Here is a 14,210-nt window from a genome sequence, read left to right as displayed (position 1 = left end):
GTAAATAGGTTATATAGGATTGTTATCGATAATTTTTCTCGTTTTTCAGCAAAAGATATATGCATAAAAAATATATTTTTGACAAAACATCTCCCAAAATCTGCAATCCTCGCTCTCTAGGATTCCTTTCTGATATACTGACTTCATATTAGAAATCTTCATTGTCCTATAAAGGAAGCGAATAATAAAGAATCACAAAGGAGATATATCAATGGCTGATTTTTTCAAAAAACAGAATTCATCCGACAGAAATCCTGAATTATCCATCTACTGCAGACAGGGGGAATATGCAGGCGTTGCATTTCCACTGAAAGCCGGAGACACAATATCTATCGGAAAGAATCCTGAAATATCCAATATTGTACTTTCGGATCCGGGAATCAGCAGACTGCATTGTACCATTACCTATTCCGAAAGTAACGATAATTATATTGTCACCGATCATTCCAGTAATGGGGTCTATCTTGAGAATGGATCACGTCTTACCAAAGAGGCGCCAACCCCACTCCCCTGCAATTCTTCCATCTTCTTTGGAAAGGAAGTTCAGGTGTTTGAATTACAGAAAGCTGAGGATGATTCGCAAAAAACGGAGCAACTGTCTGTACCGCCTGTAATTCCGTTACCCAGAAGAGAACCGAAGGTAAATACTCCTGCTCCTGATACTAATCCGACAGGTAACACTTATCACCCGGTTCCTAAGTGTACGCATTGTGGTTATGTGGGCGCCTGGAAGGTGGAGTCCCTGCTGTTGCCGCACCACATCATAATCTTTCTGCTTTTCCTGTTTTTCTGGGGTGCCGGTTTTATCTATCTGATCATAGTGATCATCATTCGGCTGAACAAGGACCGCCGCGCAAAGATCTGTCCGCAGTGTAAGGCACGAAACCTTTGGACATTCAATTATTAGTTTGCATGTAAATATGATTATAAAACAGGGATGCTGCCCGACATTCATCCGCAGATGTGTCAAGACAGCATCCCATTCATTTTCCTCTGCTGCTTATGATTCTTTTTTCACATCATCCCAACTGAATCTTTCTCCACAACACGGAATCAGCATCAGTTTCGTAGTTCCGATGGTGATTACATCGTATGCCTGCATTTCCACATTTGAAAGAACCACATCATCATTCAGATAGAATAATTCTCTGGATTCTCCCGGCTGTGCGATAAACATCCGTTTTCTCGGCTCGTAGACAATGATCGCATGTTTACTTCTGGATACACTCATATCTGCACTCAATACAACATCCATGCCGGAGGAACGTCCAATAAAGTTTCTTCCGGATTTCAACTTAAAGCTTTCCCCAAAATATTCCCCTTCGGTGCATACCAGCCATCCTACCACCGGCTCTGTCCCGATGACTCTGGAATAATATCCTACTGTGTGATTTTCTTCGCTTTTCACCTCAAATACAGGTGCTTTCTGGTATACCGGTTCTTTTTCCGGCTGTGGCTGTTGTACCGGTGCTTCTGTCAGCATCTCCGTATGAATGGGATCCGCAGGATTCAAAGCTTCTGTAACCATATCCTGCATTCCACCTGCACTTTTTTCGCAATGCGGACATTGTGTATATTTGTCGGTGTCATAAAAGTGTCCGTTTTTACATTTTTGAAGTTTCATTTTCTTCCCTCCTGTATTTCTTATACTTTATTTTCTTCTTTATTCTCCGGTGTATCACAAACTGAATTATTATCTGCGTATTTCAAACACAGAACAGAAGTATTATCCAGAGCATGAGGCACATAATTCAATATCATCTGTATGATCACTCCTGCGGTCTCTGTAAAGTTCTCTTCGCAAGCCTCTACAATATTGGCAATCTGTTCCTCCGTAAGAGCTTTATACAGGCCGTCACTGCACAGTAAGATGACATCTCCTTCTTCCAGAAAAAGCGGTTTTGAACTGATATCCATTACCTGAATTCCATTCATTCCAAGATAACTGATCAGCGCCTCTCCTTTTTCCAGCCCTTTTTCATACTCTTCGTAAGTGATTGCATACTCCTGCAGAGACTCCTCCAGCAGCAATTTGTAATTGTGTTCTCTGGTCAGTGACCGAATTACTCCTCTCCGAATCAGATAGATCTTACTATCTCCCACCGACATGAAATGCATCCGGTTTTCTTCCACCAGAACTGACACCACGGTCGTTCCGCTGTCCAGATAGTTTCCATCTTCATCCTGAAGTCTTGCCACCTTCCGATCCATCAGAGAGATTGCCTGTTCGAAAAATCGCCGGATATTCTTCAGTGGCTTCGGCTCCTCCTGATAATAATCCAGCAGCGTATCCATGGCACACACGCTCGCAAGCTCCCCTTTTGCCTTGCCACCCATGCCGTCGCACACCACTCCCAGAATTCCCGTCGGCGTTCCCAGGTATCGGATACAGTCTTCCTGATATTTTCTGGTTCCCCGAATGGTCGCCGCCGATATCTGTATATGTGCAGGCAGCGTCTCGCCGGGATATATCTGTACGGTCGTCTGAAGCTGTTTCGTCTCTGTCAATCACTTTCCCTCCAATCTATGGTCATCTCCACGGTTCCGGCACAGATCGTATCCTTCTTTTCAAGCCTGCGCTTACTCTGGATGCGGACTCCGTTGACCATCGTTCCGTTGGTCGTATCCAGATCCATGATCGAGATGACTCCTTCTTCATATTCCAGGGCAAAGTGTTGTCTGGACATCTGTTCATCATCAAAATACACATCACAGATGTCCGACCGGCCTGCAATCAGACTGTCGAAGAGCGGCACTTCCATCCTGGCCGGATATCTTCCCTTCGTATGCATAGTAAATGTCAGAATAACACCGCTCCTTTTTTTCTGTTCCATAGCCACATGCCGTCTGACATCTACGTTGGATACCATCGTCATCTTATCATCCACAATCACGACTCCCTGATTCTTCCTGATCTTTCGATAGATCAGAAAGAATACCGCCAGAAAGAAAAGGACCATAGCTGCCGCAATCAGATAGCCGTGATTTCGCAAAAAAATCACTGCTTTTCCATCCTTTTTCTTTCCTTCCAAAGAGATCTCCTTTTCTTCCCGCACCTGGTTTTTCTCCATAGATACGTCCGTAATATTGACCGTCTTCAGAGAATAATCTCCGGTATAAAATTCCTGTTCAAACGTCAGGATCTTACAGTTGTTCTCTCCTTCTTCTATGGATACAGGAGTATAGATTGTTCCGTCCTCCTGATCCTTCAGCTGATAATTCGAAGCATTTTCCCCGCCGGATACCGGTTCACTGAATGTTACGATTAATTTATGCGCTCCATCCTGTGACACCTCTGTCATCTGCGGCGCTTCTTCATCTGCCTGCCAGTCATAGAATCCTGCTTCTATCGTCTTCGTCAAATTCCACTGATGAAACTGTACCGTCAGCGTTTCCATTGATTGACTGGCACTGTTATCTGCGCTTTCCAGCATCAGCACATCGCTGTTCATCATACGATTTTGAATCGCATGCAATCCATTAAGGGTCTCTCCCGCTCCAACAATCTGTAAAGCTCCTCCGGTATTCCTTGCAAACTCACCAAAACTGTCCACGATCTGTCCATCCTCATAATCCACCGCCATCGCATAGACCGGCAGGCCCTGCGACTTCAGTTCCTTCAATGCCTCGTCCTTCGTAGACTTGCCTTTTGCAATATCCTCACCGTCACTGATTACAATTACCGCCTTTCGCTGATACTCCTGACCGGATAAAGCAGACGCCATATCTCCGGCCCGCGTCAATGCTTCGAACAGAAGTGTCTGGTCATCGGTATTTTGAAGAGCTGCAATCTTCGTCGATGCTTCCTCTGCATTCTCCTCCCCGGTCAGCTGTACCGTCACCGATTCCCCGAATGTGATCAATGCCATACGGTCTTTTTCTGACAGCTCGCCGTAAAATGTCTGCAATGCCGCTTTGATATCGGCAAAATAGGCATCCCAGATGGATCCGGAGATATCAAGCAATACATAATAGACCATACCTTCATCCAGCTCTGCATATTTCTGAATCCCGGTAAGCGTTAACTTTTCTTCACCCCGGTATACCTCAATCTGTTCCGGATCCGGTTCTCCGTAATTCTCAGTTCCATTCACATAGATCCGCACCTGCGGAAGGCAGACATATACCTGTTCCAGAGAAAGACTGTTATCCGCTGCAAAGCTTTTTCCGGAAGGAAGTACCACTGCGAGCAATCCACAGATCAATGCCAATAAGACCGGAATCCTTCTTAACTTTCTTCTTCCCATCGAATCTCCTCTCTGCAAAATGCAATGAATTCCAGTTCCGTTTCTCCGATCACGAACCGTTCACCGCTTTTCATCTTCACCGGATCTCTCAGGACCTCCCCCTGATAATAAGTCAGACACCCATGCTCCGGTACAAGAGCGAATTCATTCTTGTGATGCTCGTAGACCACACTGCAATGAGCATTCCGGGAGATCATGTCATCCTCCAGAATACAGACATCCATCAGAAGTCCCCGGCCAATACGGTTAAAGCCGTAATGGAGCTGGTAGTCTCTTCCTCTTTCCTTTCCCTTTGTACATACCAGCCACCCCGTCACAAAATCATTACCGGTGAACTTCGAATAGATTCCAATGGTTCTGGCATCCTCATTGTCTGTCTGTGTCACGGCATTCTGTAACCAGACCGTCTCCCGGTCTTCGGAACCTTCTCCCGTCATCTGGTAAGCGGAAACCGTCACCTGGCTTCGAAAATCCGGGGGTTCCGGCTGCTCTTTCCTGCAAAAAGGGCAGGTTTCATATTTTCCATGATCGAAGAAATGTCCGTGTTCACACTTTTTAATTGCCATTCCTGTACTTTCTCCTTTCAGAATTCCTTATCCGACTGCATTTCTGCATTTTTTCCATAATACATATCTTGAAAATACCATGTAAAATCGTCAAACTCTTCGCATGACATTGTCATAACAGGTGTTACCACATATCCTTGCTTGTCTATATAATAAAAAGAAACCAGGGCATTCATCACCTCTTCTTCTGTCCCTCCATTTTTCATAACTGCATTTACATCTTGATAATCGACACATGGGATCAGTCCAGTCTTTCCAAACGTGCCGGCAACAAGGCCTTCTTCCAGCGCAATATTATCCGACCCCCGGATATCCACGATCGTATATTGTGCATGGATTTCCTCATCGATAACTTCTGCTGCCCCAATCACTGCTTTTCCCTCCTCTGTACAATACCCATCTTGTCCCATGTAACAGTGAAATGTCTCGCTTTTGAAAAATTCATCCAGCTGCATACTGTTCTGATCATAGGCACCGATAATATTTCCTTCCTTATCGATAAAGCCACATATTACTCTGCTTCTGCTCTTTGCTGAGTCATAGACATCAAACTCTATCGACGCCAGCCCGTTTACAAACGGTTCCGCTTCATCAAACACCGGCGGTATCACAATCTCTCCCTGTTCATTGATGTATCCCCATTTTGCATAATATCTTGATCCCGTCTCAGATGCGGAATACTCCACCCTGAATTCTACCGGCGCCAGCCCCTCTGAAAATTCTTTTGCCGCACCGTATTGCAATGGAATTACAACCTCCCCCTGTACATTCACATAACCGCACTTTCCGTTACATTCAATGGCGATCAATCCATGATCTGAGATCTTTCCAGCACTAAAATCCTTTGACTTTGAGGAACGTGAATCTATCTTATAAAAATATCCATATTTATTCCAATAAGAAAATTCCCCATCACTTTCATACAAAGAAAAGTCCGTTAATCCAAACAGATATTTCTGATTATCAAACCAGATCGATCCATTCGCATTCCTCATAATCTCATGACCTGATTTATCCGTTACACTCACCGTGCCATATTCGTCTTGTTGCATATCAATCTGATATCTGTCTCCAAAATAATCAGCAGATTCAAACAACTCCTCTGATTCTTCATATGCCGCCAGTGTATACGTATTTCCTCCACTGTCCATAAATCCATATTGTCCATCTTCCTCTATGATCGGAACAATCTCTTCTGGTCTGGGAAGATTCGTTGTACCAGTATAGGATGAAGCTAATAAATCGGAAAAATCCGGTATGCTCACCTCTGACATGTCAACCGCTTCGTCCAAAAGCTTCTGTTCGTCACCTGCCCATTTCTCAACCGGCAGTTTTTCTAATTCCTCTCTGGTAAGGAACAATGGGTTCTCTTCATTGTACTGGTCAAAACTTAAATACTTCTCCAGCGATGCGGTTTCAAAATTTTCATGATATCGATAGGTACGGAAAATTCCCATTTTTTCAGTCAGAAAAATAAAAGCAATAAACAACAGCAGGATCACGCCGACAATTTTCCAGATTCTTTTTGATTTTTTTACTTTTCCTTTCGGCTTTTCAATATCTCTTTTCTCTTCTTCCTGCTTTTCTATCATTTCCCATGACCGCTTCGATTCCTCCTGATAAAGAAGCTGTGGTTTCTCCGGTTCCGTCATCTCCGGTTCCGCCTTTATATTTTGCTGTGGATATAATTCCCTGTAGATTTCTTCCACCGACTGGTATCGGTTTTCTCCTCTGACTGCCATTCCTTTTTCAATCACATCTGAGAATTTTTCCGATACTTCCAAATTCAATCGCTTTAAAGGCTTTAACTCATCTTCATATAAACGCTCCACAGATTCAATCGGCAGATATCCGGATGCCATCTGATATATCGTGGCACAGATTGCATAGATATCCGTCCAGGGTCCCTGCTTTCCATGGGTCCGGTACTGCTCTTCCGGCGCATACCCATGCTTCAGCATGATCGTCAGGCTCTTTGTCTCCGTTCCCGTCGCAACCCTTGCCGCTCCAAAATCGATCAATGTAATCTTTCCGTCACTTCCACAGATAATATTTTCCGGACTGATATCCCGGTGGATCATTCCCGCCTTATGGATCTCGGTCAGTGCCTGAAGCACCGGACACATCATCTTAAGAATCTTCTCCTCTTCCATTGGAGTATGCTCTCCGTTCTGCTCATAATACTTCCGCAGATACTGCTTCAGGTTCATACCTTCCACATAATCCATAACGATATAAGCCGTCCGGTTATCCTGGAAGAAATCCCGCACAGAGACGATTCCCGGAAGATCCTGGAATCTTGCCAGGTTCTTTCCTTCTTCTGCAAAGTTCTTAAGTCCCATCTGATAATAAGACGTTTTCTCACCCGGCAGTATGGTAAGTGCTTCCCCATCTCCCAGTCTGGTATCACGGGTTGCAAGACCACTCGGAAAATATTCTTTCACTGCAACCCTGCATTCCCGGTTCAGATCCCAGGCAATATAGGTAATACCAAATCCTCCCTCGCCAAGTACCCGTCCCAGCAGATACTTGCCCGCAAGGATTGTATAGGATGGCAGTGTGTGGACATTTCTCTGTTCTTCATATTCTGTTCTGTCAAAGCCACATTTCTCACACGTTTCTCCGGGATGATTCAGCATTTCCATGCATCCCAGACATAATAATTCCGGATCTCTCATATTGCTTACTCTCTTTCTCAGGTATTCAGAACCAGATTCCTATCGCTGAATAGTTATCCTGTTCTCTCTTTTTCTTTCCCTTCTCTACTTTCTTTTTCATACGGCAGAGCCAGTTCTTTACATTTCCGGAGCTCCAAAGTGTCCCAAGCATCTGCTCTTCCGTCACGGCTTCCCAGAATCCATCGCTGCACATCAGGATGGCGGTTCCCTTTCGTATTGGAATCGGATCATGAATCTCATATTTGATTGTATCTGCCGTGTCCCCCATACAGCGAAGCAGACGATTCCGATCCGGATGATGACGAATCTCACCATCTGTAATCTCTCCTGCAAGTGCCAGAATCTGTGGAACACTGTGATCCAGCGTACGAAACTTGTATTCTCCGCGTTCAAATACATAGATTCTGGAATCCCCGATATGTGCAAGCCAGCCATTCTTCCCGTCTGTCAGAAACACAGTGAATGTCGTACGCATGGACTGCAGATTCCCTTCTTCTTTCTGCTTAGCCTTCAGGATCTCGTGTCCCTCCGTAAACATCTGTGCCAGATATAGATTTACATCGATTGTTTTTTCTGACTCCGGATTGTTTTCCATCGTCTCCATAAGCTCTATCCCGTGCCGGATTACACTCTCGGAAGCCTCTTTTCCGCTTCCATGGCCGCCAAGGCCGTCAGCCAAAAAAAAAGCCTGATACTTTTTTCCAATATGTACTCCGACACTATCTTCATTTTCGATTCGATCTCCAATTTCACTAAATGTACTGTAAGTCAATGTCCTTCTCCCGCCTTATATCTCATCTTTCTTTTTTGTTTTTTATCGATACGCATCCAGACTGCCCGCAGGATCCTCCCGGAACAGATGATACTCCCTCATATCCCGATAGACATAACAAGTCGCCATAGAAGCCATTACTGACAGATCCCCTTCCTCAGAAGTATAGATACCTGCCGTTCTTGCATCCCATTCCTGGTTATCCCAGGACAGTCTGATATCATTTGCCGACAGTCCATATTTTTTCAAAAGTTCCGCATAGATCGCATCCAGCTTCTGAATGTTTTCCCTGACTTCTGCATTCTCTTCTGTCTTTCCTGCCGCATCGTAATCTCCTGCCATTTTCCAGGCGCCGCCATCTCCGGTCCACGTCGTCGTTCCCATGGTGATCTCACCCGCTTCCGGCTCATAATCCGTCTCACTGACAGATTCATAACCGCTTCCAAGACGCTGTCTGCAGGCTCCCATTACGTACTCAAACGCCCGATTCTGATATTGATACAGCGATACGGTTGTAATTCCTGCCTCCATATAATAATAGCTGTCGATTCCAATATACTTCGTTCCATCATTCGAATATGTGAATATCCCGGTATGGACTCTGTCAGACATGGAACGATATTTTCCACAGGGCACAAGTTCAACGCTATCCGAACACTCCACCCGCCTGGTCTGACTATTATATTCATACATTTCAAGAAAGATCCTCGTGCCGCCTCCCTGATCCTCTGTTTTCATCAGCTCCTCCCGATCCATCTCTTCACAGGAAGACCGGACAAGCAGCATCTCCGTTCGTTTATCACTGTCATAATCATCGATCTTTACTGCCAGTATTCCCTGCAGGTCTTCCGGTTCCAGCCACACTGCATCCATATATCCCGGCATCTTTATGATCTCCTCTGTCGCCATGACACCGTACTTTGGAATCAGTTCTTCTTCCAGATATTCTGTAAACTGATCTGTATCATCTTCCTCTTTTTTCCTCCACCACTGTACATCAGCATATAAGTCCGTATCTACGATCGGCTCCAGTTCGAATTCCCACATGGTCATTCCAATAATCTCATATACCATCGGATAGTGGTTTTCCGGATATGCCTTTTGGGGATTCATATGCTCCACCGTCACCGGCTCATATCCTTCCGCCTCCACAGTCACTGTGTAGTCTCCCTCTGAGAGAAAAAAATTAATCAGATTATTATCTCTGGAACTTTCACTTACCTTACCAGACTTTTGCAGCAGTTCTCTATGATCATATACAACCTCTCCGTCTTCATTCGTAATGGTAATCACTGCATCCTCTATCATGACACTTTGGGCATATTGTTCCAGTTCTTCCATCATCTGTTCTCTCGTATGTCCCTTCAATTCCGGTCTGACACCGATGTCTTTGATCTTTGCAATAACAGTCATCGGAATTCCATGATTCGAGGTTCGATCTTCCAGTTCCTCCCGGTGTTCTTCTATATATCTTTCCGCCTGGCTCATGGAAGTCTCCAGATTCAGCATCGGTTTTTTAATATTGGTATCTACATCAAGAATCATTTCCGGATTGGCATCATACATTTCCTGTAAAAGAAGCTTTCTGACTTCCGAAGCAGTCAGTCTGTCATCCAGAGACCAGATGCATGCCACCGCCCCTGTCACATAAGGTGCCGCCATAGAAGTTCCGCTTTTACTCATCAGAGACTCATTGCAGGTACTATAGATATCATATCCGGGCGCCAGGATATCTACACGCTGGCTCATATTCGAAAACCGGGTCAGAAGATGGTCTTTGCCATATGCACCGACACAGATGATCCGTTCCTTTACCTTTTCATTATTCAGATAGAGCAGCGGATAACTATACTCCGCATCGATAACTGCGCCTTCACCGCCTTTATTGACTATCTGATACTGTTCCTTTCCTTCCGGTGCATCAATTGCTTCATAAAGCTTACCCTGTCCATTTCCCTGTGAATGATTGGACGCATTTCCTGAGGAATTCACGAGCAGGAATTCATAATCATCATCGATGAACCTTCCCAGATAATCCCCCCACACTTCTGCACAATTCTTAAGATACTCTTCTGCATGACTTTTCTGCACGGAAGAATCATGCTCTTTATATGCGCTGTAACATGCTTCATCACCAACCCCAAGACTCATATTGATCACTTTTGTATCATTGAGCAGCATCCGGGCAACATCATCCATATCCTGAATTGTGGAGATATAAGTCCCGTCCTCATATAACTGAGCATATGCCAGAACTTCTCCCTGTCCGGTCGGATCCGGATACACTCCTGCAATTCCTTTTTTGTTATTGCAGACGGCTGCCGCAATTCCGGTCACATGCGTTCCATGCTGGGCATCCTTATCCATAGGCTGAGAAGTTAATAATTTCTCGAGTCTGTCTGTCAAGAGCATCTCTTTCATCTTGTCCAGAACTATCTCCACGATGCCCTGCGACGACATATCCCCCTGTCTCACAATCGTATAATCCAGATCATCGTGTGTCTGAAATCCCATATCAGAGATTCCAATATTGATCGGACTGTTCATCTGATCGACGTATTCCCACACCTGATCTGCATGGATATCCTCGTATCCCCAGTGATACTCCTTCTTTTTCCATTTTCCGGATTCACTGGTTGACATATCCTGGGCCTGATATTCCAGAATATAATTTACAGAAGCATACGCTACCTCCGTCAGCTCTGTAATCTCATCTGCATACATATTCAGTTCTTCCAGATCACAGGAATCCGAAAGCTTCCACTGACAGGTATCTGTAGGACTGATAAATCCTGACAGTTCTGCTCCGTTTTTCTTCGCAAGCTGTGAAGCCTCCTCCTCTGAAGTGTCTCCTGCGAGCTGCACAATCAACTCATTATCAGCATAAGAAATAATACCGTTTTCCCGGATATGCTCTGCATCTGTTCTGGAAACGTATGTTACCTCCTGATCCTTTTCGTACCGATATGCCTGCAGAGCTTCTTCCTTTGATGGTGCAATCATCAAACCAGACACCAGAAGATATCCGGTACACCCAACTGCCAATGCACTGATGACTCCTTTTATTCTCCGACTGCTCATCTCATGTTCCCTCTTATAACCACATATTTTTCTATTCTTTCCAGATTCTTCTGCCTGCATCTACAGATTCAGTACATATTCTCTTACCGCTTTGGAATACCGCTTACTGATCGGAATCTTTTTCTTATTCATCAGAAGAATTCCAGTTGCGGTGACCGACGAGATATAGTCAGTATTGACAATATAACTCTGATGACAGCGGATAAAAGAGGTATGGTTCAGACTATCTGCAAGCTTACTCATCTTCTGATAAAACGTAATCTCTTCATCCATCATTACAGCAGTGATCTTTCGTTCATTGCTCTCGAAGAAAAGCACTCTCTGAAGCTGAACCTTCTGACTGCATCCCCGGATATTGACATTCAGAAAATCTGCTGTTGCATACAGATGTTCTTCTATGTATCTCTGCATCGTCATTTCAAAGCGCTTCAAAGACACCGGTTTGATCAGATAATCAAATGCGTGATACCGATACCCTTCAGCCGCCCATTCCGCCGCCTCTGTCAGAAAGATCACATCCGTCTTCAGATTCTGTTTCCGCAGAAAATCCACAACCCTCATTCCATCAACACCCGGAAGCAGAACATCGATAAACAGAAGATCTGCCCGAAACCTCTGATTCAGGATATCATTCATGATCTGGATTCCCGTCTTATAAAACAGAAACTGTACTTCTGTTTCACCAAATAATAACCTTGTCACGAGATCTGCCGTCTCGCGGCGATTTTCATACTTTTGATCACATATTGCTATGTTAATCATTTTCCCACCTCATACATCTTCCTTTACGAAAAGTATAAAAGGGATTTTTCTTTTCCGAAACCTGTGACAAAGTATGTGACATATTGTGCGCAATTCTTGTCACACTTTGTCATATCACCTTCATATCTGAATACTGTTGCAACTATGATATTTTTATTATACTGAAGCTTCCATTGCGTTTTTTCCAATGTCAGAATTCCTTAAATATTTGTAAAAATTGGAAATTTCATTTTGTCACAGCTTTCTTATCGACATGATATAATAATCACAACATTATCATTCATGTTTGGAGGTACCATATGTCCAAATTCAGTAATTACTTAAAATATCTCATTGATCGAAATCAGCAATCCATTGCCCAGCTGTCGCGAATGTCAGGTGTCGAGCGAACTTCTATCCATAAGGCACTGACTGATGAACGAACACTGGCATATACTTCTGTAGAAAAACTTGCTCTCACGTTGTGCCTTTCTCCAGAAGAGAAGAAGAATCTCCTCTGCTACCATTCCATGCTCCTGCAGGGAGAGGATCTTTTTGAATCCAGACAGATTATTACAGATATTTTCCAGGCCCTCGCAGAAATTCCTGTATCTGCATTAACGCAGAAGCAGAAAACTTTATGGTTCAAGTCACTTTCCGCCCCCCGCGACGGGCAGATGTTCCATGGAGAACTGGCAGTAACTGATATCATAAAATATATACTGGATCAGGAGGTCCGGCATCAGAACCTCCCATGTATATACCTGAATTTTTCTCTGGAAGAGACTTTTCTGAACAAATACATGTTCCGTTTATACCAGCAGGAGGAAGTCTTTATTGATATGTATCATATCGTTCCTTTTCCCTACCGGAAAAATATGGAGACTTCTGCCAGATATGGCTTAAAATTGCTTGAATGGCTGCTTCCTCTATGTCTGGTTGCAGACAATCATTATCACCCATACTTTTATTATGATCATTCCACAGTTTCATACTATAGTGATCCTTTGCCTTATTTTATCCTGGTAAGCGACTATCTTCTGTGCCTTTCACCAGACATGAAGACTGCTGTAATATATAACAATCAGGAACTGATTCAATACTATCGCCAGTCTACCATAGACACAATGGAAGAGTGTGAACCACTCCTGACCTGCAGCACAGATCCCTTTGATATTCTTAAGCAGTATATCGATTACTCGACTTTAGACGGATACTATTCCGTCATGGCTCAGCCCTGTTTCGGTAAATTTTATACCCGGGAATTTATTGCAAAGAAGGTCCCAAAAGAACTGCCTTTTTATCAGCCACTCGTGGAGGCGGCAGATCAACGCTTTCAGATTCTTCGTAATCTGAAAGGTAATTATTATACGGTGTTCACTTATGAAGGTCTCCGGACCTTTTGCGAAACGGGAACATTCTGCGATATGCCTAAAGAATTTGTACAAAAGTGTACGAAAGAAGAAAGGCTGGCCATAATTCAATCATTAAAAGCCGATATTGCCGATGGAAGTATTACCGGCCTGATCGTGAATCCTTCCAGGTTCCGGATACCGGAGTATCTGACATTTACGATCAGCCCGGATAAGGGAATTCACATATTCACAACTCTGATGTTTGAAGAAAGAGCTTATCATTCCAATCTGCATATCATAGAGCCTATGATCAGTAAGGCATTTTTCGATTTTATCGTAAGCCTGCCTGCCAGTGAGTATGTATATTCCAAAGAAGACACTTTGAATATCTTAGATGAATTAATAGAATACTGCTCCACAATATAAAGAAACCCTCCGCTACTTCTTTCCGAAGTTCTGGAGGGGATTACACAAAGTAAAAGCGGATATCAATCATTCTCATTGATACCCGCCCCTACTTTACTGGTTCTGTCATCTTTTTACCTCTTTCTCAGATTTTTTAATGATAAAGCTTACGTTCTTGGTGGTCTGTACCTTCCTTTCATAAACTTCGCCCTTCCAGTACTGAGTATCCTATACTTTTTTCTTCCCGGAAGTCTTTCATAACATCTGACATGTGATATATTATGAAACAAATAACAATTGAACGTTTACAACTCGCGTTTGTCTTACAATTCACATCTGTTATTTGATATCTTAATATTATCACT

The 14,210-nt window shown here is 43.7% G+C and carries 10 protein-coding genes; 2 read left to right on the top strand and 8 right to left on the bottom strand.

Going from position 1 to position 14,210, the window contains the following annotated elements:
- Positions 1–211: 211 nt before the first annotated feature.
- On the top strand, positions 212–907 hold the full coding sequence (locus tag JQM82_RS11155; protein WP_235250410.1) for an FHA domain-containing protein: 696 nt from the start codon (positions 212–214) through the stop codon (positions 905–907).
- A 93-nt stretch (positions 908–1,000) separates the two neighbouring features.
- Here the strand turns inward: JQM82_RS11155 and JQM82_RS11150 are convergent, their stop codons facing one another.
- The 8 genes from JQM82_RS11150 to JQM82_RS11115 are packed head-to-tail and all read right to left on the bottom strand — an operon-like array spanning position 1,001 to position 12,106.
- Positions 1,001–1,624, bottom strand: a complete 624-nt coding sequence (locus tag JQM82_RS11150; RefSeq protein WP_235250409.1) for an FHA domain-containing protein — start codon at positions 1,622–1,624, stop codon at positions 1,001–1,003.
- Between the two features lie 20 nt (positions 1,625–1,644).
- Positions 1,645–2,508: a PP2C family protein-serine/threonine phosphatase gene (locus tag JQM82_RS11145; RefSeq protein ID WP_235250408.1), complete on the bottom strand. Its 864-nt coding sequence runs from the start codon at positions 2,506–2,508 to the stop codon at positions 1,645–1,647.
- Positions 2,505–4,247: an FHA domain-containing protein gene (locus JQM82_RS11140; RefSeq protein WP_235250407.1), complete on the bottom strand. Its 1,743-nt coding sequence runs from the start codon at positions 4,245–4,247 to the stop codon at positions 2,505–2,507. The genes JQM82_RS11145 and JQM82_RS11140 overlap by 4 nt, the downstream gene beginning before the upstream one ends.
- Entirely contained in the window at positions 4,229–4,813 is a 585-nt protein-coding gene (locus JQM82_RS11135) for an FHA domain-containing protein (protein WP_235250405.1), read from the bottom strand. Before JQM82_RS11135 ends, JQM82_RS11140 begins: the two co-directional genes overlap by 19 nt.
- A 17-nt stretch (positions 4,814–4,830) precedes the next feature.
- Positions 4,831–7,491 carry a protein kinase domain-containing protein gene (locus JQM82_RS11130; protein WP_235250403.1) on the bottom strand — a complete coding sequence of 887 codons (2,661 nt, stop codon included), beginning with the start codon at positions 7,489–7,491 and terminating at the stop codon, positions 4,831–4,833.
- A gap of 25 nt (positions 7,492–7,516) precedes the next feature.
- Positions 7,517–8,263, bottom strand: a complete 747-nt coding sequence (locus JQM82_RS11125; RefSeq protein ID WP_235250401.1) for a PP2C family protein-serine/threonine phosphatase — start codon at positions 8,261–8,263, stop codon at positions 7,517–7,519.
- 42 nt (positions 8,264–8,305) lie between these two features.
- Positions 8,306–11,344: a S8 family serine peptidase gene (locus tag JQM82_RS11120; protein ID WP_235250400.1), complete on the bottom strand. Its 3,039-nt coding sequence runs from the start codon at positions 11,342–11,344 to the stop codon at positions 8,306–8,308.
- 60 nt (positions 11,345–11,404) lie between these two features.
- The gene (locus tag JQM82_RS11115; protein WP_235250399.1) at positions 11,405–12,106 is read right to left on the bottom strand and encodes a LytR/AlgR family response regulator transcription factor; all 702 of its coding nucleotides are present in this window, start codon (positions 12,104–12,106) and stop codon (positions 11,405–11,407) included.
- A 299-nt stretch (positions 12,107–12,405) separates the two neighbouring features.
- On the opposite strand from JQM82_RS11115, the gene JQM82_RS11110 reads away from it, so the two are divergent.
- Positions 12,406–13,866 (top strand): hypothetical protein, encoded by a 1,461-nt coding sequence (locus JQM82_RS11110; RefSeq protein WP_235250398.1) that lies wholly within the window; start codon positions 12,406–12,408, stop codon positions 13,864–13,866.
- Positions 13,867–14,210: the final 344 nt, after the last annotated feature.

The organism is Faecalicatena contorta (assembly GCF_021531995.1).
GTDB lineage: Bacteria > Bacillota > Clostridia > Lachnospirales > Lachnospiraceae > Dorea_A > Dorea_A contorta_A.
This window is presented reverse-complemented; position numbering and strand designations above follow the sequence as displayed.

What these genes read in the sequence shown, in the direction of transcription:
- JQM82_RS11120 (WP_235250400.1), bottom strand. Translation starts at nt 11,344, where the DNA reads ATGAGCAGTCGGAGAATAAAAGGAGTCATCAGTGCATTGGCAGTTGGG.
- JQM82_RS11135 (WP_235250405.1), bottom strand. Translation starts at nt 4,813, where the DNA reads ATGGCAATTAAAAAGTGTGAACACGGACATTTCTTCGATCATGGAAAA.
- JQM82_RS11155 (WP_235250410.1), top strand. Translation starts at nt 212, where the DNA reads ATGGCTGATTTTTTCAAAAAACAGAATTCATCCGACAGAAATCCTGAA.
- JQM82_RS11130 (WP_235250403.1), bottom strand. Translation starts at nt 7,491, where the DNA reads ATGAGAGATCCGGAATTATTATGTCTGGGATGCATGGAAATGCTGAAT.
- JQM82_RS11150 (WP_235250409.1), bottom strand. Translation starts at nt 1,624, where the DNA reads ATGAAACTTCAAAAATGTAAAAACGGACACTTTTATGACACCGACAAA.
- JQM82_RS11115 (WP_235250399.1), bottom strand. Translation starts at nt 12,106, where the DNA reads ATGATTAACATAGCAATATGTGATCAAAAGTATGAAAATCGCCGCGAG.
- JQM82_RS11140 (WP_235250407.1), bottom strand. Translation starts at nt 4,247, where the DNA reads ATGGGAAGAAGAAAGTTAAGAAGGATTCCGGTCTTATTGGCATTGATC.
- JQM82_RS11110 (WP_235250398.1), top strand. Translation starts at nt 12,406, where the DNA reads ATGTCCAAATTCAGTAATTACTTAAAATATCTCATTGATCGAAATCAG.